At 51.8% G+C, this 21,118-nt stretch carries 24 protein-coding genes; 14 read left to right on the top strand and 10 right to left on the bottom strand.

Going from position 1 to position 21,118, the window contains the following annotated elements; genetic code table 11:
- Positions 1-67 precede the first annotated feature (67 nt).
- Genes GOB58_RS13270 through GOB58_RS05845 form a run of 5 tightly spaced genes read left to right on the top strand, consistent with a single transcriptional unit; the run spans position 68 to position 5,829 of the window.
- On the top strand, positions 68-2,404 hold the full coding sequence (locus tag GOB58_RS13270) for an adenylate/guanylate cyclase domain-containing protein (protein WP_173559581.1): 2,337 nt from the start codon (positions 68-70) through the stop codon (positions 2,402-2,404).
- Positions 2,401-3,303 (top strand): ABC transporter permease, encoded by a 903-nt coding sequence (locus GOB58_RS05860; RefSeq protein ID WP_086554433.1) that lies wholly within the window; start codon positions 2,401-2,403, stop codon positions 3,301-3,303. Before GOB58_RS13270 ends, GOB58_RS05860 begins: the two co-directional genes overlap by 4 nt.
- A 2-nt stretch (positions 3,304-3,305) precedes the next feature.
- Entirely contained in the window at positions 3,306-4,007 is a 702-nt protein-coding gene (locus GOB58_RS05855) for an ABC transporter ATP-binding protein (protein ID WP_173559580.1), read from the top strand.
- On the top strand, positions 4,007-4,966 hold the full coding sequence (locus GOB58_RS05850) for an MlaD family protein (RefSeq protein ID WP_173559579.1): 960 nt from the start codon (positions 4,007-4,009) through the stop codon (positions 4,964-4,966). The genes GOB58_RS05855 and GOB58_RS05850 overlap by 1 nt, the downstream gene beginning before the upstream one ends.
- Positions 4,963-5,829, top strand: coding sequence for a tetratricopeptide repeat protein (locus GOB58_RS05845; RefSeq protein WP_173559578.1), 867 nt, complete (start codon positions 4,963-4,965; stop codon positions 5,827-5,829). Before GOB58_RS05850 ends, GOB58_RS05845 begins: the two co-directional genes overlap by 4 nt.
- 27 nt (positions 5,830-5,856) lie before the next feature.
- On the opposite strand, the gene GOB58_RS05840 is transcribed toward GOB58_RS05845, so the two are convergent.
- Entirely contained in the window at positions 5,857-8,037 is a 2,181-nt protein-coding gene (locus tag GOB58_RS05840) for an FUSC family protein (protein WP_086554429.1), read from the bottom strand.
- A gap of 256 nt (positions 8,038-8,293) precedes the next feature.
- Here GOB58_RS05840 and GOB58_RS05835 point away from each other — a divergent pair, with 256 nt between their 5' ends.
- Both GOB58_RS05835 and GOB58_RS05830 read left to right on the top strand, forming a co-directional pair.
- Positions 8,294-8,665 carry a YidB family protein gene (locus GOB58_RS05835; protein ID WP_173559577.1) on the top strand — a complete coding sequence of 124 codons (372 nt, stop codon included), beginning with the start codon at positions 8,294-8,296 and terminating at the stop codon, positions 8,663-8,665.
- Positions 8,666-8,748: 83 nt separating this feature from the next.
- Complete coding sequence (locus GOB58_RS05830) at positions 8,749-9,273, top strand: hypothetical protein (RefSeq protein ID WP_173559576.1); 525 nt, start codon at positions 8,749-8,751, stop codon at positions 9,271-9,273.
- 38 nt (positions 9,274-9,311) lie between these two features.
- Here GOB58_RS05830 and ccmI read toward each other — a convergent pair whose 3' ends face one another.
- The 6 genes from ccmI to ccmC form a co-directional block, all read right to left on the bottom strand.
- Positions 9,312-10,043, bottom strand: coding sequence for a c-type cytochrome biogenesis protein CcmI (ccmI, locus tag GOB58_RS05825; RefSeq protein WP_173559575.1), 732 nt, complete (start codon positions 10,041-10,043; stop codon positions 9,312-9,314).
- 4 nt (positions 10,044-10,047) lie between these two features.
- Positions 10,048-10,536 carry a cytochrome c-type biogenesis protein gene (locus tag GOB58_RS05820; protein ID WP_173559706.1) on the bottom strand — a complete coding sequence of 163 codons (489 nt, stop codon included), beginning with the start codon at positions 10,534-10,536 and terminating at the stop codon, positions 10,048-10,050.
- Between the two features lie 5 nt (positions 10,537-10,541).
- Positions 10,542-11,129 carry a DsbE family thiol:disulfide interchange protein gene (locus GOB58_RS05815; RefSeq protein ID WP_173559574.1) on the bottom strand — a complete coding sequence of 196 codons (588 nt, stop codon included), beginning with the start codon at positions 11,127-11,129 and terminating at the stop codon, positions 10,542-10,544.
- Entirely contained in the window at positions 11,126-13,111 is a 1,986-nt protein-coding gene (locus tag GOB58_RS05810; RefSeq protein WP_086554425.1) for a heme lyase CcmF/NrfE family subunit, read from the bottom strand. Before GOB58_RS05810 ends, GOB58_RS05815 begins: the two co-directional genes overlap by 4 nt.
- A 39-nt stretch (positions 13,112-13,150) precedes the next feature.
- A complete protein-coding gene (gene ccmE / locus GOB58_RS05805; protein ID WP_086554424.1) occupies positions 13,151-13,684 on the bottom strand; it encodes a cytochrome c maturation protein CcmE in 534 nt (177 codons plus the stop codon).
- A 154-nt stretch (positions 13,685-13,838) separates the two neighbouring features.
- Positions 13,839-14,615 (bottom strand): heme ABC transporter permease CcmC, encoded by a 777-nt coding sequence (ccmC, locus tag GOB58_RS05800; RefSeq protein WP_086554509.1) that lies wholly within the window; start codon positions 14,613-14,615, stop codon positions 13,839-13,841.
- A 180-nt stretch (positions 14,616-14,795) separates the two neighbouring features.
- Between ccmC and GOB58_RS05795 the strand changes: the two genes are divergently transcribed.
- Complete coding sequence (locus GOB58_RS05795; RefSeq protein WP_086554423.1) at positions 14,796-15,089, top strand: YciI family protein; 294 nt, start codon at positions 14,796-14,798, stop codon at positions 15,087-15,089.
- Positions 15,090-15,094: 5 nt separating this feature from the next.
- Complete coding sequence (locus tag GOB58_RS05790; RefSeq protein ID WP_086554508.1) at positions 15,095-15,508, top strand: EVE domain-containing protein; 414 nt, start codon at positions 15,095-15,097, stop codon at positions 15,506-15,508.
- Between the two features lie 9 nt (positions 15,509-15,517).
- On the opposite strand, the gene GOB58_RS05785 is transcribed toward GOB58_RS05790, so the two are convergent.
- Positions 15,518-15,856, bottom strand: coding sequence for a TIGR01244 family sulfur transferase (locus GOB58_RS05785; RefSeq protein WP_086635904.1), 339 nt, complete (start codon positions 15,854-15,856; stop codon positions 15,518-15,520).
- 263 nt (positions 15,857-16,119) lie between these two features.
- Between GOB58_RS05785 and GOB58_RS05780 the strand changes: the two genes are divergently transcribed.
- Positions 16,120-16,941, top strand: a complete 822-nt coding sequence (locus GOB58_RS05780; protein ID WP_369822923.1) for an EcsC family protein — start codon at positions 16,120-16,122, stop codon at positions 16,939-16,941.
- A gap of 57 nt (positions 16,942-16,998) precedes the next feature.
- On the opposite strand, the gene GOB58_RS05775 is transcribed toward GOB58_RS05780, so the two are convergent.
- The gene (locus GOB58_RS05775; protein WP_158092785.1) at positions 16,999-17,148 is read right to left on the bottom strand and encodes a hypothetical protein; all 150 of its coding nucleotides are present in this window, start codon (positions 17,146-17,148) and stop codon (positions 16,999-17,001) included.
- Positions 17,149-17,176: 28 nt separating this feature from the next.
- Positions 17,177-18,151 carry a 2-hydroxyacid dehydrogenase gene (locus tag GOB58_RS05770; protein ID WP_086554420.1) on the bottom strand — a complete coding sequence of 325 codons (975 nt, stop codon included), beginning with the start codon at positions 18,149-18,151 and terminating at the stop codon, positions 17,177-17,179.
- A gap of 209 nt (positions 18,152-18,360) precedes the next feature.
- Between GOB58_RS05770 and aat the strand changes: the two genes are divergently transcribed.
- The 4 genes from aat to GOB58_RS05750 all read left to right on the top strand — a co-directional run bounded on the left by aat (position 18,361) and on the right by GOB58_RS05750 (position 21,115).
- On the top strand, positions 18,361-18,990 hold the full coding sequence (gene aat / locus GOB58_RS05765; RefSeq protein ID WP_194299652.1) for a leucyl/phenylalanyl-tRNA--protein transferase: 630 nt from the start codon (positions 18,361-18,363) through the stop codon (positions 18,988-18,990).
- A 21-nt stretch (positions 18,991-19,011) separates the two neighbouring features.
- A complete protein-coding gene (locus GOB58_RS05760; protein ID WP_173559573.1) occupies positions 19,012-19,848 on the top strand; it encodes a DUF4412 domain-containing protein in 837 nt (278 codons plus the stop codon).
- Positions 19,845-20,486, top strand: a complete 642-nt coding sequence (locus GOB58_RS05755) for a hypothetical protein (protein ID WP_086554417.1) — start codon at positions 19,845-19,847, stop codon at positions 20,484-20,486. The genes GOB58_RS05760 and GOB58_RS05755 overlap by 4 nt, the downstream gene beginning before the upstream one ends.
- 68 nt (positions 20,487-20,554) lie before the next feature.
- Positions 20,555-21,115: a hypothetical protein gene (locus GOB58_RS05750; RefSeq protein WP_143295980.1), complete on the top strand. Its 561-nt coding sequence runs from the start codon at positions 20,555-20,557 to the stop codon at positions 21,113-21,115.
- The last annotated feature ends 3 nt before the right edge of the window (positions 21,116-21,118 follow it).

The raw sequence follows: 21,118 nt of genomic DNA, 5'->3' as shown, positions 1-21,118 counted from the left end.
TTTTTATAAAAAAAGAATACCCTCTTTGCATCAGCAAAGAGTATTCAGATTTTAGTGGAAAAAAATCGTGTCTTCTGAAGAAATAATTGACCCGACGAAACAAAGCGATTTTTCTGTCAGGCGTATATTATTTCATCTTGTGCTGCCAGGCCTTGCTCTGGTGCTCAGTGTTCTTGCTATTGTCGTTATTGGCATGCACTCGTATAACACCACGCGAACAGGGGTGCGAACGCTGACGCATGAGCTGCTGGATGCCGTGCAGCGTTATATTTCTCAGGAAGTTTCAGATTATATCATGCCTGCCTCAGCTGGTAATATTGTTGCCAGCGGGATGATCGAGCATGTGCCTGTTGCTGTACAGAAGCGTGTCTTTTTTTCATATGGCAGCGCAATGCTGCATAATATACCACAAATTGAGTCATTCTACCTGGCCGACGCCAGGGGCAATTTTACGATGATTGCCCGGACGAAAGACAGAAAAAATATTGAGCAGACAACTCTTGAGGGAACTCAGGGGCATAAAGTTTTTCATCACATTTATTATAACAATGACGGTGTGCAGATCGGTGAGGCAAGTGATCCGGCAGGTGAGTATGATCCGCGTCTGCGTCCCTGGTATAAAGTGACGGAGCATAAAGATGCAGTGCAGTGGACACAGCCGTATCTCTTTCCGTCCAGTGGTCAGTTTATTATGACCAGTGCTTTGAGATTTAAGGGGATTGATAGTCAGACTGTTGTTTTCGCTACAAATATTTCACTTAATGAGCTAAGCGGTTTTCTTGATAGAATGAAGGTCGGTAAAACCGGCAATGCTATCATTCTGGATACGGAGGGGAGGGTCATCGCTGGCCGGCATCTGATGAAGCTGGCTAAGGAAGCTGACTGGGACCCGGCAAAGATGGTACTTAATGCCAAAACCTCGCCTATTCTGGCTATGGGTTTTGATCATTATCGTGTGCGGGGGTTCGGACCTCGTAGCTTCACGGTTGATGGTAAGCCGTATGTTACGATGACGTCTCCTCTTAAGAATTCGTCAGAAAGCTGGGTGCTGCTGTTGTCTGCACCTGAGAGTGATTTTTCGAATTTTGCCCGTCAGAGTAGCAAACAGAGTTTGCAGTTTGCTGCTGTTATTATTGTTTTCTCTTTAATTCTTGCCGGGTTGCTGGCCCGCCAGGTGCGCAGAACAGATCGTACAGACCGATTACTTGTCGCGCAGCAACGACAGGTCGCGCGTGAGGCCGCTTCAGTTCAGCAGATATCATCAACGCCGCATTTATTTGATGACCCCAGTGAACCTCTGGTCCTGACTGAGCAGCTGGCTGACATTACCGGTGCACGTCGTGTGAGTGTCTGGCGTTTTCTGCATGATGGCTCAGCGATGATCTGTGAAGATTCCTATGACAGCAAGCAGGATACACATTCCGGCGGATTTGAAATGTTTCGTCAGGATATGGAGGAGTTTTTTAAGGCCCTCGAAGATGGTGAAAATTTCTCCGTTGACGATGCGACCGGCGATACACGCACAACACAGTTTGAAAGGCTGGTTATGCGAGAGATCGGCACTGAGCGGGTCGTGGTTCATCCTGCGCGCGGAGCCGGTGAAGTTGTTGGCGCAATAGTTCTCGAAGATGCGTCATCTGTTGGTCACCTTCTTTATTTTGTTGATCTGATATCTTCTATTGTTGCTGTGCGCTTTGCCAGTTTGTACGGTGACCGTACAACAGGGTTTAACGATGCTGACACTGGCAAAATTATTGCTGGTGATAATGATGTGCCACAGGTGGTCTCCGGGCTGAAACCACATTTTGACACCGTGCTGAATGCAGATTCAAAGGCTGCTCTGGCTGAGACTTCAGGTGTCTATCATCACGTTGCCGTGCTGGTTGTTGTTTTCACCGACCCTGTCTTACACAATGATACAGAAACAGTAGAACTGCTTCAGCTGATAGATCGTCTTGCCTGTGAAGTGCAGCGTATCGCTACAGAACAGCAGCTTTTTGCCGTAAAAATTGCCGGGCATCGTATGATCTGTACGGCAGGCTGTACAGATGCAGAAGACCCAACGGCTCTGCTGCGCATTGCCAATGCAGCCCTGTCAATGCGTGAGGCATTTATGGCCGCCCTGGCCGGCGCTAACCTTGAACCTGTCTTTACGATGGGTCTTGATTACGGGGCTGCTTTTGGCCGTGAGGTCGGACATGAGCCCAAAGTGTTTAACCTCTGGGGGCAGACAGTTTCAGTCGCCGAACTGATGGCGCAGGGGGCAGCGGGCGCGGGTACCGTTCAGGTGACAGAACGTGTTTATACTGTGTTGCGTGACCGTTATCTGTTCCGTAGCAGAGGAACCTTCTTTGCGCCTCACCTCGGTCTGAGCCGCGCTTACATTCTGGCAGCACACCGATGAGCGGGGGGGAGAGCAAACTGCCCGCACAGGGTGGTGGTGATGAAAATGATGCTATTCTTAGCGATAGCATTCAGATGCATCAGAAGCAGAGCCTCCTGCTGCGTCTTTTTTTGTGGCTGGTAAAAAAAACAGGGGCGCTTGGGCGGCTTGTGCGCCATCAGGTCTGGTTTTTTCTGGTGATGCTGGGGGCCTGCTGGGGGGTTCTGTTTGAGAGTATCAGTCAGAATGCCTGGCGACGTACAGTGCGTTATGAATTTGGCACGACCATGAACAGCGTGATTGGTGGTGGTTTAATTGCAACGCTCTTTGCAGGAACACTTACCGGCGTCGCTGCGGTTTCACAAACAATATACTGGCTTGGTGTGGCTGGTATGGCCAAAATGACCGGCTCTATCCTGATTAACGTGGTTGTCCGTGAGATAGCGCCTATTCTGGTCGGTATTTTGCTACTCGGTCGTAATGGCATGCTGTCTGTAACAGAGCTTGGCCTTCTGACAACAGGCGGGCAGATCCGCTCATTTCAGGCACAGGGCATCGACCCGTTTTTGCTGCTTGTTATGCCTCGTACCCTTGCGTTCACCGTTGCCGGTTTTACGCTGGGCATAGTCTTTTCAATCGCGTCACTGTTGACCGGGTATATTATCAGTCGCGTTTCGGGAGTTGTGACAAGTCCGGTATGGTCTTTTTTTAATGATGTTATTTCTGCCATGTCTACGGCAGATTATATTATGATCCCTCTGAAATTTGTTACTGTCGGGTTTGTGGTAGGGGTTGGTTCCTGTATTACAGGGCTGACTGCGACCAGTCAGGATAACCTTCGTACGCTTTTACCTCGCGGATTTTCCCGCGGTATGTTGATTGTTATGGCTGTCAGCGTTTTGTTTAGTCTGGATTTCTGAATATGTACACACGTGCAACAGGTCCGGTTTTAGAGCTGAATAAAGCTGTTCCGTCATTTGATGAGAGTGGGTTACCACCTGTACCATTCAGTATGAAACTGATGCCTGGTGAGTGTGCTATCATAGAAGTGCGTGACAACAGCCGGGCTACTGCTTTTGCAGATATGTGCTCAGGGCTTGTCCCGCTGGTTGATGGTGCCGTTAAATTTATGGGGCTTGACTGGGCAGATTTACGCGACCGGGAGAAAAATGCTCTGCGCGGACGGATTGGCCGGATGTCACACCGCTCCAGCTGGCCTGATTTTCTCGGCACTTATATGGGAATAGGCCTGCAGCAGCTACATCATACGACGCGTGATATGAGTGAGGTTGTTATTGAGGCAACACAGCTGAGCAGCTGGTTTGGTTTGCCAGGTTTGCCAGTGTTGCGTCCGGATATGCTTTCTGAGACAGACCTTATCAGGGCATCCTGTGTCAGGGCGTTTTTAGGTAACCCTCAGATTCTTCTTCTCGAAAATCTGCTGGAGGCATGCCCTGCTGATCTTGAAGAGGCTTTTGTTGGTGCTGTTGTTGCAGCCCGAAATAAAGAAGCTGGAGTAATCTGGCTGGTGCGTAATAATACAGTGCAAAGGCGCTATCGTCAGTTAGCCACCAGTATGTGGCGCCTTGTGGATGATGGACTCGTGGCGGTGCGGGCAGGCTAATGTTTCAGATTCGTTTACGACAGAAAGTTAAGCCATTAATCTCACTCCGATATACGGACGAGTGGGTGGGGCTCCTTGTAATACTGAGCCTGGTAGCCTTCGGTGGGGTTATCGTCGAGGCCGGGGTGCTGCGTGACTGGCTGACGCCACCGGCTATCTTACGCGTTACACTGCCCGCAGGTGGTGTTGAGGGGCTGACCGTCGGGGGTGATGTTCAGTTACTGGGGGCGCATGCTGGCACTATTCGTTCCATCAAGCTGAACCCTTCAGGCGATATGTATGTAATTGTTGACCTTGACCTGCAGGCTAAGCCCTTTATCCGTCGTGACAGTACGGCAGTTATTCGCAAGCAGTTTATTGTGGCAGGGTCGTCTTATCTTGATCTGAACCGGGGATATGGTGCCCCGATGAACTGGGATTATGCTGTTATCAGTGCGACGCCGGCTCCTAATCCTGGTGATATGATCACAGCAACGCTGAATGATATTAAGACGCAGATTGTTCCTACACTGGAGAGTGCGCGTCATATGATGGCTGAGCTTGATGCCACTATGACGGCTATGCACGAAGGAAAAGGCTCTGTTGGCCAGCTTCTGACCAATGATGCACTGATTAAAGATGCAGAGAAAACAATCGTATCACTCAATACGGTCATTAGTCAGCTGAAGCCGATAGAAAATCAGATGGCGACTATCATGAGTAAAGCTGACGCAACAATGGGAAATGTAAAGTCGATGTCGGGTGACCTGGCAAAAACGACACCGCATCTGCCGGCAATCGCGGCCAGTGTGCAGGACAGTACAGCTGATCTGCCTGCGTTGCTGACCCAGGCTCAGACAACTCTTTACAGCCTTCAGAAACTTACAAACCAGCTGCGTGGCATGTGGTTACTTGGCGGTTCAGGGCAGCCAAAAAACAGTAAAAAAGGCTGGTTGCCACCACGCAGGGTGCAGCCATGAAAAAAATAATTCTTTCATCCGCCGCGCTGATGTCTCTCGCCGCCTGCGGTAGTACGTCACAGCCGGCACCAATAGCTTTTGATGATCCTGTTTATGCTCAGGCAATGGACACGGGTGAGAGCGCTTTTGACCTGAAGCGCTATAAGGTCGCGATGAGTGAATATCGCACGGCCGGGCAGCAGGCTCTTAAGCGTGATGACGGTCCGGCAATGGCCGAGGCTGGTTATAACCTTGCTGTATCTCAGCTCGCGGCGGGTCAGCCGCAGGATGCTTTAAAGACAGTTCAGGACGTTAGTCAGACACTTCTTATTCGCCATGATACGTCAGTCGTATCGTTAAAGCTGGTCCAGGCAGCTGCTTACTATCAGCTGAAAAATTATACGCAGGCGATAGAGGATGCTGCGGCGCCTATGGCTGAGGCTGATAAAGACCTTGCAGGTCGTGCAGCGCTTATTATGGGGCTGGCAGGGTATGACAGTGGTGATAATGCCGCTTTACAACGTGCATATACACGCCTTCATAATATGAAAAAGCCGGTTTCTGTTTCTGTGCTGGCTGATAAAAAAGAGATTGAGGCACTGTCTCTCATTAAAACCAACCCGGCTCAGGCTATGTCTCTTGCCCGTGAGGTTGCTGACCTGAGACGAGATGAGGGTTCGTATAACGAAATGTCGAGAGCTCTGGCTCTGGCAGCGCGTGCGGCCAGCATCTCGGGCGATCATGCAGGTGCAGCCTCTTTATGGGCTCGTGCGGCTCAGAGTGCTGCAGCGCAATCTGGCAGTCAGATGCAAAAAGATGCCGATCAGTGGGGGCAGCTCGCAGGTGGCGTTTTATTGCATCCTCTGGCCCCGCCTGCGCAGTAAAATGATACTTTGCCTGCAGGCGCGGTATTATCTGACCTTGAAGGGCTTTGATGTGTCGAGGAAAACAGCATTAGCCCTGAGCTCGTGCGACACAACAATCAGATAGGCAATGGCACGCGTCAGCTCGATCCTTGTTGTAATATTGGGTTCGGTTGCCTCCAGACGGCGCAGAATGTTGGTTGCACGCTGTGCGGTCTGCGCTGTGCGGTCATATTTACCTGTAAAACGCTCCATACGTAGCATGACGACTTCTATCGTGCGGCGGGCCTGTGGAGGAATTTGCTGCCGCGCGAGCAGGTTTCGCAAGCGTATAATGTTGAGACCTATAGTCATGGTTGCCAGAGTGCCCTGAAGGCAGCCTTCAATGGTAGCTGAAGGTTTTGGTCCGGCATGACGGATCAGCCGTGAAAAGCGGTCAATGTTACGACCAATCCAGTCCCTTGTCTCCGGAATAGGATGTGCGGAGGCCAGAAAGCGCAGTTCGTTAAGCATGCTGCGGCGCATACGCCAGCGTTCACTTGCATTATCGAAGGGAAGAACAATTTTAAACACGATAATAGCAAACGCAATGCCAAGGATAACGCTGCTTGTTGAGTTAAACCAGGCGAGTTCATTTTCCCGGCCATGGTTACTGGGAGCGACAAAGTTTGGCAGCAAGAGTGTGTATGCAGCTGAAGGTAAGGCAGTCGCTGCATTACGCGCAGCCAGCCCGCCAGCAATCATCGGAAGCGCAAATGTAGCTGCCAGCGTTTCGTAGTCAGCCTGAGGGGGTATGACAATAAAAACAAGGATGGCAGAGATCGCAACGGCCCATAATGTGCCGTAAAGAAAATGCGTACTGGCCAGAACAGGGTTTTCACGCGTGGCAAACAGCCCGCAGACAATAGCCACAAACGTAATGAAAGTCAGTCCTGATGGCCAGGCAGTGATCTCCCATATCAGGCCTGCGGCGGTAATAGCGGCAAAAGCTCTTATTCCGTTATACAGTGCTTCCCGCTGGTCGTTATGTGCCTGCATACGAAAATGGAAGTGGTCACCGCGTATGACATGATGGCTGGCATCATATTCTTTAATGGCCTGCTCAAGCTCCAGCAACAATTCATCAAGCGCGTTATGCAGAATACGGTTATCAAGTAAGGCCTGTACCTTTTCGACGCTTTGTTCTTCATTGGGCGTACTGATTTCCTGCGTCAGCGCATCGACAATCTGCTGGCGGCATTCGCCGCGCAAATGTTGCAGGTCATGCAGCAACTCCTGGACATGTTCATCAGTATCGAGGTTCTGAGTGACAGTATTAAGGAAGCTGCTAACCTGTGCTGCGGTTTTCTGAAATGCAGGCTGGTCACTGTCGAGGTACTGCAGGCGCACCGCCATGCCTAGCCCGCGGGAGAGCAAAACAGAAACTGCAGCAAGGGCAGCGCGTGCATGGTCTCCCTCATGGCCATGTGGCCCCATTTCCACTTCTGAAAACTCTATCTGATCATTGATCGAGAGCAGTGGGCCAAACATCTCTCGTGAACGGATCATTGCATTTTCAGAGCCGGATAAAAGGCCGGCTACTGACACAGACACGCTACCCAGTGCTGTATGCAGTTTTTCACGGATGTTGCGGCGTGCCGTGGTTGCCAGGTTTGAACTGAAAAGACCTGCGATGGTGCTTTCACAAACGATACCAAGAACAATGTACGTGGCACGTGACATGGCAATCATAAAGACATTCTGAGGGGTCTGAATGGAGCCGATGGAAATAATGGCGCAGGTGTACCCGGCCAGCACCAAAGCATAAGAGCGAAAATTACGTACTAATGTAGCCAGCGTGCAGCATAACCCCACCCATATGCCCAGTGCAGGGAAAAACAGCCAGGCCTGCTGAATAAAAGACGAAATGAGCGTAATAGCCATGGTTACGCCCACAGCTGTACCAACAAGACGCCATCTGGCTTTGGAGAGGGATTCACCTCGTGAGCCCTGTGCTACAATCCACACAGTCATAGCCGCCCATTGCGGATCAGCCATTTCCATCCACATCGCAAGATACAGTGCGATCAGGGAGGCTACGGTGGTACGAATGGCAAAGCTAAGCGCTGGCAATGATGGCGCAAACAGCCATTTCCATTTTGCCAGTAACTTATTTTCAGACTGACTGAAGGCGTTCAGACGCTCCAGCGGCTTTATGTGCTTCAGAAGAAAGGGAAGAATGTCTGGCAAGACCTGAGGCTTTTATTCTAAGGCTGAGGAATAAAGGATTCGCCGGTAAAGTAGCCTGAATTCTGAAAATTTCCTCCGGGTATCCAGCGCATATCAGCTATATCCATTCTGAAAAGAGGGGAGGGCAGAGAGGCACAACCGCATAAAGCTCGCATAAGTTGCTTATCTGGTCCATAACAAAGCAGATCGTCGGCCTTTTTTCGGGGTGACGCAACCTGCTGTATTTTTATTTTGCAGCGACATTGGGGATCTGCAGATGTCTGGTTTTTTAGCCAACCTTGTAAATAAAGTTGAAAGCACGATTGGAAGCAGCCTGTCTGGCGTGATGCAGCAGCAGCTTCAGTCCTTTTTGCAGCCGGAAATGATTGCTAAAATTCAGGCAAAAGCTGACGAATGCGGGTTGGGCGATAAGGTCCGTTCATGGATTGGCCAGGGTGATAATCTGCCTGTAACAGCTGATGAAATCAGAGAGATGCTTGGTAGCGAAACATTACACAATCTGGTCGATCGCTCAGGCCTGCCGGCAGATGCAGTTTTGGGTGCTCTGGCACAATTTCTGCCTGAGGCTGTGCACAAAGCAACACCAGACGGTAATATTGCCGACAAATCTGAAAGCAGCAGCGTTTAATTTTTAACGTAAACGATCTGCCTGCCGGATAAATAAGCAGGACCGGCGGGCAGAGAGTTTTTATATAATATTGTGAAGAGCAGATGGGTTTAGGTGAACGTATTACACAGGCTGATGCCTGGCTTCTTGATAAAGTCTTTCAGCCTCTGGCCGACCGGCTGCCGGAGAGGATGAATGTTCTTGATGTCGGTATGAGTTTTCAGCTGGGGTCACTACTTTTTTCTGCGGCTTCAATTATTGCTGTTTTTATTTTTAACGGCATCGAAGATTTTAGTTCGATGGTGTTTAATATTCTGATCTGGGCGTTGTGCGTAACGTTTTTTATAGGCCTTTGTCGTATGCGCGCACTGGTTAAACCAGGTTATGCTAATCCGCTGCGCCATGTACTGCGCGGGGTCAGGATCGTTTCTATACCATTTACAATTTACACAATGTGGCAGGCAAACGTAACCGCTCCTCCCTTTTTTCAGGCGATGTGGTTTAACGCGCTTTCAAACCTTGTCTTTGTGATTGGCCTTTATCTAATTTCCTGTGAAATTCGCCCGCCACAGGCCAGTTTTAAAAAGGATATATGGAGCCGCCATATGGAAAAAAACGGCATCCGTTAATTTTACTGTCTTTGTATAGTGTATAGCGGCAGGAGCCCTCAGGGGTTATCCTGCTCGTGTTCTCCTTCAGCTATGCGTGCCTGTACGGCACTGCGCCACGAAGCATCAGCCGGTGCGGCATCCATAGCTTTACGAAAAAGAGCCAGGGCCTGCGGTGTGACATGGTCACTGGCGCGTGTCATGGCTTCAGCCGTGCGGGCCGCCAGCTCAGGCTCAAAGCCCAGACTGAGCGCGTGGTTCCAGGCATCAGCTGCATCTGCATAGCGGGCTCGTGAGGCTTCAGCCTGGCCAAGCAGAAGGTACCCCTGTCTCAGGCTGGGGTCATCTGCTGACATTTGTGCAAGGGTCCGTCTCATACGATCCAGAACAGCATCATTGCGCACATTCTGTGCGTGCTCTGCAGCCAGCCTTTGGCCGAGTGGCTGAGGTGGCAGAGAAGGAATACCGTTGCAAAGATAAAGCAGGATCGACGCTGCTGGCAGAAGCAGCAGGCCGCACCAGACAAGGGGAGCCGAAAGGCGCGGACTTGCCTGCGGGGCAGGACGATCAGCTGCGAGTATACGACGCTGAATTTCAAGGCGTGCAATATCATGCTCAGCAGGTGCAATAAGGTCAGCGGCAAGGTCACGGTCAATTTCTGAGAGCTGAGCCTCATGCAAAGCGAGCGCTGAACCGCGTTCATCTTTAATCTGCTGAGAACGTCGCCAGAGCTGTACAGCCGCCGGAGCCAGGGCCAGCAGGCTTAAAAGCAGGATAGAAAGCCAGATCATGCATTTAGTCCTTTGTCAGTTCTGCCAGTCTGGCTTTTTCTTCTTCTGTGAGAGGTGATGGCGTAACCTGTATCTTCACGCGGCGGCTTCTGACCACAAAAGCAATCACAAATCCGCACAGCAGGGCCAGAGGCGCCATCCCCCACAACAACAGCGTTGCCAGTGTAAGGGGGGGAGCCAGGCGAATGAAGTTGCCATAGCGGCTGACCATCCATTCTATAATCTGCCCGTCGCTCTGCCCCTGCGCTACATGTTCACGCACAACGCGGCGCAGGTCGCGGGCCAGACCGGCGCTACTGTCTTCGATCGACTCATTCTGGCATACAAGGCAGCGCAGCTGTGAACCGATATGCTCAGCCCGTGCTTCCAGCTTTGGGTCAGGCAGCATTTCTGACGGGTCATCAACGGCCAGCACCAGGGCAGGCGTTGCAATGACAACTATAACAGCAGCAAAAACTACGGTGATTAAACGGCGTTTCAGGGCTGAAAGCATATGTCTCATGGGCTGTTCAGTTTTGCCAGAAGGGGAAGCAGGGTCGTTTGCAAAATATCCGGGGCAAGGGGTGTCGCTGTGTGCCAGCGGATGATCCCACCGGGGGTGACGAGAAAACTTTCGGGTACGCCGGAAATGCCCCAGTCAATGCCTGTACGTCCCTCACGGTCACTGCCGATACGTGTATAGGGATTACCTGAATGACGCAGAAAGCCCTCAGCATTTTCAGGACGGTCTTTATAGGCAATACCCCAGAGTTCGATGTCTTTTTTAATGGTCATGAGTACCGGCATTTCTGCCAGGCAGGGGATGCACCATGAGGCAAAAAAATTGACCAGAACAGGTTTGGTCATGGTCCGCAGGTCCTGCGCTGAAAAGCCTGTACCAGGCGGCTGCGCAGCCAGGGTAAAATCGGGAACGGGGCGGTTAATCACCGGTGTATTAATTTTGTGCGGATCGAAGGAGCCTTTTTGCATGCCAGAGAGCATTCTGGCGAAACCGACCCCAACGATTGCAGCACCCGCCAGAGGAACACCCATAAGCAGTCTGCGGCGCAGCGGCGATGAGGGAGGAGCGTCGTGTGTGTCATTCATGGTGATGTCACCGTTCTGGCTGCAGACTGAGCGCGTCGCGGTGCACCGACTCTTATCCGTCTGTCAGAGAGAGAGAGTATACCACCCACAGCCATAATCAGAGCACCAAGCCACATCCATGGTGCAAGAGGATTATAATGAAGGCGCAGCACATAGGTGGGGTTAGCATCTGTTCCGTGCTGGTCTCCGAGCACACAATACAGGTCTGCCAGCAGGTTGGTGTGAATAGAGACTTCGGTTGTTGTCTGATGCTGTGCGTTAAAACTGCGACGTGACGGGTGCATCATGGCGACCAGATGACCATTGCGGCTGACTTTAACTGTTGCTGTCATGGCGGTGTAGTTAGGGCCGGGTGCCTGCTCCACCTTTTCAAGCGTCCAGTCATAACCTGCCAGATGCTGCGTAGTGCCAGGTGTAATTTCGGTAATTTTGTGCTGCGCCTGAGACATAACAGCGAGCCCCAGAACACTGATGCCCACACCTGCATGTGCCAGGGCGGTGCCAAAGACAGAGCGGGGCAGACCACGTGCGCGTTGCAGGCTGCCACTTAAGGGCATGCGAAACAGCCTGATACGTTCTGTTACATCGGTAATGCTTGTCAGAATAACCCATACAGCAGCACCACATGACAGAGCGGGGAAAACACCTGCAACCCCCCAGAGAGATATAGCAAAAGCCAGTCCTGTCAGGATGAGGGTAATCCATAGTCGCTGTATCACCGGCCAGAGCTGAGCCCGTTTCCAGGGAAGCATTGGCCCGATCCCCATGAACATAAATAAAGGGAGAGCAAGGGGGATTGTTGTTGCGTCAAAAAAAGGTTTACCGACCGAAATTGTGCGGTCAAACAGCAATGACATAAAGGGAGGATACATCGTGCCGGTTACGACAACGGCACAGATGGAGCACAGGAAAATATTGTTGAGCACAAGTGCCCCCTCGCGGGAGACCGGTGCAAAAAAACCACCTGATGTCAGAGCCGGTGCGCGGCAGGCAAACAGAGCCAGTGAGCCACCAATAACCAGGGCCAGCAGAGCAAGAATAAAAATGCCACGTGCCGGGTCATTAGCAAAAGCATGAACTGAGTTGAGGATGCCCGAGCGTACCAGAAATGTACCTGACAGAGAGAAGGAGAATGTGGCGATAGCGAGGAGTACGGTCCAGATCTTCAGGCTTTCGCGTTTTTCAACAACTGTGGCGGAATGAATGAGTGCCGTACCAGTCAGCCAGGGGATGAGAGAGGCATTTTCAACCGGGTCCCAGAACCAGTAGCCGCCCCAGCCCAGCACATAATAAGACCACCATGACCCCAGTGCGATCCCGCAGGTTAAAAAGCACCATGCCGCAACAGCCCAGGGTCTGACCCATCGGCCCCATGCTGCATCGACCCGGCCCTCGATCAGAGCGGCGATAGCAAAAGCAAACGGTACGGCAAAGCCAACATAGCCTGTGTAGAGAATGGGCGGGTGAAAGGCGAGGCCGGGGTCCTGCAACAGGGGGTTCATACCCTGTCCATCCATCGGGGCGGGCCATACACGCGCAAAGGGGTTAGATGTTGTCAGGCAGAAGAGTTCAAAACCTGCGGCGATAATGCCCAGTACGGCAATAACCCGTGCCCGCAGAATACCAGGCAGATTACGCCCGAACGCCGCAACCGCAGCCCCGCAGATACCCAGGATAAGGATCCACAAAAGCACTGAGCCCTCGTGGTTGCCCCATACACCGGTTATTTTATACAGCAGAGGTTTAGAGACAGCACTGTTTGCGACAATGTTCTGAACCGAGAAGTCATCAGTTACTGCGGCATTGATCAGACACAGAAAGGATACCAGAAGCGCAAGCAGCTGTCCCAGAGCCAGGGCAGGCGCCAGCGTCAGGAGGCGGATGTCGCGAGTTGAGGCGCCGATAAGCGGCACAACCGCCTGTGCAAAGGCAAGAACACAGGCCAGGGCAAGGGCGTAATGTCCGAGTTCGGGGCTCAGCATATCAGTGGGGCACTCCCGGATTAACTGTGTGGTGGTATGTTACTGTGCAGCAGGAGCTGGCGGCGGCAGGAGAGATTTTTTTGCATCCTTAACCGTCATACTGTTCCAGCTGGCGGCATCAGGCGGCGGGCCAAAGCGTGGGTCCCATTTGCCCGATTTTTTCAGGGCTTCAGCCACTTCTTTGGGCATATAGGTTTCGTCGTGCTTGGCCAGAACTTCACTGGCGATGAAGATACCGTTCTTCATCGAGCCAATTGCCACGACACTTTGCCCCTCGCGAAACAGGTCAGGCAATACGCCTTCATAGTTCACGGTGACGGCTGACTGGCCATCGGTGACTTCAAAGCTGGAAACAGGTGTGTCCCCATGCTTTTCACGTTTAACCGAATTAGCGACAACCATGCCGCCGAGCTTAACTGTACGGTCAGCTGGCTGTGCGTTCTGTGTGAGCTGTGAGGGCGTGACAAAAAAAACAATGTCAGATGAAAAGGCACGCAGCATCAGAGCCGCGGCTGTGCCAAAGCATGCTACGCAGATAATAACCAGCCAGAGACGGCGTGTTTTACGGGTCATGAGACGGATTTTTTTCCTGGCGAACTGGGTTTAGCCGGCTCAAGTGACAGCAGTTTCAAACGAGCAGTTCTGAGACGTAGGGCAGCTCCCGCACTCAGGTAAAGGGCAAGAGCAATAAAAAGTCCGTAACTGGCGATAATAAATGGCAGATGTGTCATGAGAGATCACCATTGTGGCGGCGCTGGTTTGAAAGCAGGCTGCGAATACGGCTCTCCATTACAGAAGCGCGCAGACGTGCCAGTACGATGGCTGCAAACCCCAGGGAAATACCCAGCATTGACAGAGCGAGAGGCCAGAGCATGCTGCCAGACATGGTGGGAGCACTGGTCAGAGTGATACTGTCAGGCTGGTGCAGGGTGTTCCACCATTGTACACTGAATTTAATAATAGGCAGATCAACTGCGCCCGCAATTGCCAGGATGGCTGCGGCACGATAGCCGCGCTGCTGGTCGTCAAAAGCACGTATAAGCGTGATATGCCCCAGGTAGAGAAAGAACAGAATAAGTACTGATGTCAGGCGGGCATCCCATACCCACCAGGCGCCCCACATAGGTTTGCCCCACAAGGACCCCGTCGCAAGGCACAGAGCGGTAATACAGGCCCCGACAGGGCCGATTTCTGCCGCTGCCAGGTCAGCCAGCGGGTGACGCCACACCAGAGACAGCACGCTGCAAAGAGCAAGAGCGGCATATCCTGCTGATGCCAGAATGGCTGTGGGTACATGAATGTACATAATGCGCACACTATCTCCCTGCTGCCAGTCAGCAGGAGAGAAAAACAGCCCCCAGATCAACCCGGTCAGGGTCAGGGCAATAGCAGGCCAGGTGAGCCATGGCTGAAGCACTTTGCCCAGCCTGAGAAAGCGGCCCGGGTTAGCGTAGCGGTGAAAAAAGCTGCTGAGACGTGAGGCAGAAGAATGTGAGGCACTCAATGGTTTGTTCGTTTCGCATACTGAATGAAGGAACATTGAAGGCACATAACGAAGTATCTTTTCTGTGTCAGGAAAAAAATAGCAACTCGCGTGCAGGGGGCGTTATATCATTTTATTCCCCTTGACACGAGGCCATTATTCGTGGGCGATCTGAGCAGGCAATTATCAGGAGAAAAAGATATGCTGTTTTCTATTGTGTGCACAGATCGTCAGAATGGTTTTGAGACCCGCCTGGCAACACGTGCTCAGCACCTTGCTCATCTTGAAAAACATAAAAATATCATCCGGTTTGCAGGACCTATGCTTGATGAAGAAGAAAAGCCATGCGGTAGCCTGATTATGATTGATGTTGACAACCCATCGGCAGCTGATGTTTTCGCTGCGGCTGATCCTTACACCAAAGCAGGCCTTTTTGAGAGTGTTATTATCCGGGCTGTGAAAACAGTTTTTCGTGATGGCAACAGGGTTGAGTGAAAAATATGGCGTTCTGGCTGATTAAAAGTGAACCAGATGCATTTAGCTGGCAGGAGCAGGTTGCCAATGGTACAGAACCCTGGACCGGGGTGCGTAACCATCAGGCAAAGAAAAACCTCGCCGCAATGCGCCTGGGTGACCGCGCTTTCTTTTATCACTCAAATGTGCAGCGCGCGATTGTTGGTATTGTTGAAATCGTGCGTGAGGCTTACCCCGACCCGAGCGCAGAGTCTGGTTCCTGGGTATGTGTCGATGTTAAAACAGTGGGTGCTATGCCCAGGCCGGTGACCCTTGCTGAAATTAAGGCTGATGACTCGTTGGAGGACCTTGCTCTGGTAAGGCAGTCCAGGCTTTCAGTCTGTCCGGTGTCTGCACAGCACTGGCAGGCGCTGTGCAGTATGGGTGGCTGGAAAGAATAAGGCTCCGGCTTATTTCTGTGTCGCCAGCTGCCAGAGAACACCCGCACGTGTGCCAGAGCGACAATAGCTGAATACTGGTCCTGGCAGTGTATTCAGGGCTTCCTGCATTTCGATAACAGCATCGGAAGAGGGAGCCACACCTGACATCACAGGAATAGCATAAAAAGACAGGCCTGCCTGTGTGGCCGCGTTTGCAATGGTTTCAGCTGAAGGCTGGCCTGGATCTTCGTTGTCGGGACGTGTGCAGATGATGCTTTTAAAGCCTGCAGCACGAATAGCTGGCACGTCATCAGGTGAGATCTGAGGGGCAACTGCAAAATCCTCAGAAAGTTTTTTGTAGTGTGACATAAACAAAGCTCCGTATAAAAACTGAACTGGCCTGTATGGAGGGTGCCTGAAGAGTATGTCTCACAGGCACTGGCAGGGCATATTTATGGACCTTATTACAGGGCACGACAATAACCATATCTTTCTGGTGTCTGATGTGCAGGCACCGGGGTTGTGTTGTACCCGAAAGTTCTGTGTTATAATGCCATCGATCCGAAAGAACAGCGTGACCAGTTTCGCCACCGTTGATTGTGGCGTGCATGCAGGAGGCTGAAAGACCGCAAATGACGAACAATGACAAGGCCGGCAGTGATGTTGTCCCTCTGGCTCTGAGCACTCAGGATCTGGGCGAGCTGGAGCATGCCCTGACACAGGTTGAGGCCGGGAAAGGTGTGCTTGTGCGCCTTGCTGACCTGATGGGCGGAGCTGTCGGCCATGCCGCGCGTCTTGGCCTGCGTGGACTTGGTATGGCCCCTGGTATGGAGCAGAAGCTGCGTGCTCTGGCAGAAAGTGCTGTGACCCGTGCGTTTGATATTGCTGTTGTCGGGCTGCGCTCCGGTAGTGATGCCGTGGCGGGTGATGAGCAAAGCTGGCGTAAACCGGTAACGCAGGCTGCAGTTGCAGTTTCGGGAGCTGTCGGTGGCTTTACAGGTCTGGCTGGCCTTGCCCCCGATATTGCTTTTACAACTCTGACAATTATGCGCGAGATTGCACATATTGCCCGTGAAGAGGGTGAAGATCTGTCGCAGGAAGATGCCCGTGCTGCCTGTCTGGAAGTTTTTGCGCTGAGAGCCTTCCCTAATGTGCGCGACGGGGATGAAAATGAACTGGGCTATTTCTCGGCACGGGCGTTGTTACGTGGTCGCCCGGTTGTTATGCTGATCGCTGAAGTAGCTTCACATTATGGTCTGGCTCTGGGGCAAAAGGTCTCTTTGCAGCTTATGCCTGTCGCTGGTGCGCTTTGTGGTGCATCCCTGAATACTGCTTTTTTGAATCATTACAGAGCACTCGCAAGAGCACATTTCACCATTCGCCGTCTTGAGCGTGAACATGGCCCTGTGGTGCGTGACACAGCTCTGGCACTGCGTGAGCAGGTTAAAAAATAAGCCCGCACTTAAAGCAGGAGCGCGTGACGTCATGCGCTCCTGCTTGAGAATTACCTGTCAGTCTTCCTGTATGAGCAGCGTGCCTGCCAGGGCCAGTATCATAAAGCCGCTCGATACAACTTCAGCTGTTACCTGATAATGCGGTGCAAAGAGTGACACCAGGCCACTCAGGCCAATGCCAATGACACAAAAAAGGCGCATTGTCATAACGGGTCTCTCCTTAATATGATTATGGTCAGGCCGTTACGGGTGATGGTAAAGGCGTGCCTGCAGCAATAGCTGCTGCGTTATCAAGTGCCAGCATACACATAGCTGTGCGTGTTTCAATCGTTGCGCTGCCGGTATGCGGTGTCATGAAGACGTTTGGCAGGGCAAGAATGCGTGGGTCAGGATTAGGTTCATTCTGATATACGTCAAGACCTGCTCCTGCCAGCTGACCTGAACGAAGAGCATCAATCAGAGCTGTTTCATTAACAAGAGAGCCACGGGCCGCATTGACCAGAATACTCCCGCGCGGCAGCAAGCTCAGTGTACGGGCTGTAATGATGGGCTGGCCGTTTGATGATCCGGGCAGATGAAGCGAGAGAATATTACATTTTGGCAGCATCTCTTCGAGAGATGCATAATATGTAGCGCCTTCTTCCTGCGAGGGGTCCAGCTGACGGCGGTTGTGATACAACACATTCATTGAAAAACCGCGTGCGCGCTGTGCTACGGCCTGACCAATGCGCCCCATGCCAATAATGCCCAGAGTTTTACCGCTGACTCTGTGGCCAAGCATCTCATCCATTTCCAGAGAATGGCCCCAGCCTTTTTTCATAATGTTGTAGTATTCTGCCGCCCGGCGTGATGCTGCGATAATCAGCATCATGGTCAGGTCGGCATTGCAGTCAGTCAGCACGCCGGGTGTATTCGATACAGCAATACCACGCGCGTTAAGAGCGGCGACATCAAGGTGATCAAGGCCTACGCTAACGGTCGCAACCAGCTTGACGCAGTCTGGCAGGGCTGCAACATCATCGCCTTTTAAAGGTGTGTGATGTGTTACAAGTAAGGCCTGTGCCTGAAAACTATGTGCCAGTTCAATCAGCTCTGCGGTGTTGAGCGGATGAGCTGGTGCCGCAGGTGCTGAAAATTCAGACAGGATTCGTCGCTCTGCAGCGTCGAGCAGACGAACTGAGCGGATAAGACGAGGTTTTTCAGCAGACATATTGACCCCTGACAGATAAGAAAGCGGTAAAATTATACCATATTATAGCAGTATGACCTGAGCAGGAGATCATGGAATGGGCTCAGAATAAAAGGAAGGGTCATCCTGCGTTGAAAAATAAAATTTTTAGTGACCGTCCTGCAAAGGAATTAACAGTTAAATTATAAAGGAGCTCTGATGTGTCCAGACAGGTTCTGACACCTGAGATTATGCTGCGTGCTTATGCTGCAGGTTTTTTCCCTATGGCTGACAGTGCACAAGGGGACGAGCTGGCATGGTATGACCCTGACCCACGCGGAGTTTTACCGCTGGAGACATTTCATCTGCCACGCCGTCTGATGCGTACGGTGCTTTCAGATACCTTTGATGTCACTGTTGATCAGGATTTTCCCGGCGTGATGAGAGGATGTGCTGCTCCGGCACCCGGGCGTGAAGAGACCTGGATTAATGCAGAAATTTTTCGTCTGTTTTGTGCTCTGCACGATCAGGGGTTTGCTCATAGTGTAGAATGCCGCAGGGATGGCCGGCTTGTGGGCGGCTTGTATGGTGTTGCTCTGGGTGGTGCTTTTTTTGGTGAGAGCATGTTCAGCCGTGAGCGGGATGCCTCAAAAGTTGCTCTGGTGCACCTGGTCGCGCGGCTACAGATTTCTGGCTTTATTGTGCTTGATACACAATTTGGCACAGAACATCTGGCGCGTTTTGGCGGGCTTGAGATCCCTGCCGCTGATTATAAGGCGACTTTGTCGGGTGCTGTCCATATGTCGCCATGTTGGCGTAGTAATATCCCTCAAGAGGAATTACGAAACACAATTCGTGCGTTGCGTGGCACCGCAGTGTAAGATGAAAAAACGAGGATCGTTATGATACGTCGCCTGTCAGGCTGTAAATTTTTTCTGCCAGCTGTGGCGGCATGTTTTCTGACAAGTCTGAATATTGTGAGCTGTGATATGTGGAGAGCCCGCGCTGTGGGAGCAGAGGCTGCTTCGCAGGAGCATCCGCCTCTTACACCTGCTCGTGATGCAACAATTGATTACGTTTTTCAGCCCCGCCCTCCGGCTGGTATGTCTGAGGCTGAGAAAAATACGGTTCCGCCACTGACAAACCGTCATGTGCAGCTTTTGTTTTCAGGTGATGGCGGGCTGATGCGCATTCGCTACCTTCAGGACAGCAAGGGTGATGAGGAGCGTGGTTCAGTTATTATGAACCGTAGTGCGCAGGAAATTATTATTACGCTGGATGCCCGTAAAATCTACACGCGCCTTGTACAGCAGGAAGCGATCAGAAATCCATTTTTTCTTGATTTATCAATGAAGTTTACTCGCCAGGGGCAGGATGTTATCGCGGGGCAGCCCTGCACATTATGGGGTGTTGTCTCAACGCAGGGTAAGAGTAAGGTCTGCGTGACAGCAGATGGTCTTATTCTTGACTATGAAGGGGTTGATGTTGACGGCCTTAATGGTCACCTTAAGGCTGAAAAAATATCTTACGATCCTGTTCCTGCAAGTGCTTTTGAGCCGCCTGCTGGTTTTCATGAGTTTGTACCGCACAGAGGTAATGCTGAAGCAAGCGGAGGTGAAGGGGGCGGTGAGCCATCATCTCCGGACAGTTCAGCCGGCAGCGCAGGTATAACAGGAACCGGGCCGGGTGCGACAGGGTCAGAGGCCGCGTCAGAGACAGGAGAAAGAGAGGGGCAATGAGGCAGGTATCTGGTCAGGTTATAGCAGGCCTTGGGGTGCTGCTGGGCAGCATGTTTTCTGTTGCAGTATATGCACAGACGCCTGCAGTTGCGTCGTCTGCTGCGGCAGGAAAGCATGAGGCTGTATGTGACCAGAATGCGCCGTGTATTACGCCAGGAACTGATGTTGACATAGATTATGAGTTAACGTCTCCGCAAAACGGAAGCCTGCTTAAGCAGCGGATGCGCTGGCAGGTTGCCACGCTGCGTCAGCGTATTGACCCTGAGGGGAACGCACTTTTCATGTTAACCTCCTGGCCTGATCATACCCTGACAGTGGTGGATCTGGTGCGTCATACTCAGAGTGTTATGCCTGCTCCGTCACATGAGCTGACCCCTCCTGGACATCCGGCGATGATGGGGCATTATGCACGTCTTGGTTCTTCAGTTGTCGCTGGTGAGCATTGCACGCTCTGGCGCACAAAAGATTCAGATGGTTTTGTCACGGATGCCTGTTATACGGCCGATGGCTTACTGCTTCAGGTTTCGCGCAAACAAAAAATTATGGTTCAGGCTGTAAGAGTAGACCGCGCGGCTCAACCTGATAGTATCTTCAGAGTGCCGGAGGGGTTTAGTAAGGTCGCCCCTGCTACGCCGTAAGAATTTTTGAATATATGCCTTTGTTTGGGTAGTGTGTGTAAGAACGCGTAGCAGGGCTGGATTGTACGATGGGGAAGTTTACCAGGTTATTGCCCTGGACCGGGGTAGTGGCGTTGTTGTGTTTTTCATATGCCTCTGCTCAGACCGGTCATGATTATGCTGCCGGCCTTGGTGTCGTACAACAGGTGCCTAAAGGGCAGGGTGGAGTAAGTATTTGTGTTGCGTCGCCTGCTGGGGCAAAAGGTTTCCCTCTTATCATTCCTGCTGGTACAATATTTGCAGACGCAATATCCGACTACACTCCGGGTCAGGCATTTATTACAACACAGACTGTGGTGCTCACTGCTGACAGACCCTGTGACGTCGCCGATGCCTCTTCTGTTGTATCACATACGCGCCACTGGCTGACACCGCAGGTTCTTCCGCAGTTTGATACGCTGTTTCAGCCTGTAGGTGAGACAAGTGGCAACGGTGTTGATACAGGCTTTGAAGAGGAAGATATTGGTTTCCGCAGGCTTATCGCTTCAGGCGCTGTTACGGCGCATGTTCTTGATCGCCTGCATGATACAATTTATCTCACAGAAAGTAATGCCGACATAGAAGATCCGGATGCCCCTCCTGTTCCGTAAGGC

The sequence above is a fragment of the Acetobacter thailandicus genome (assembly GCF_011516655.1).
GTDB classification, from domain to species: Bacteria; Pseudomonadota; Alphaproteobacteria; order Acetobacterales; family Acetobacteraceae; genus Acetobacter; species Acetobacter thailandicus.
Note: the sequence above shows the minus strand (reverse complement) of the source record. Positions and strands in the feature narration are given on the sequence as shown.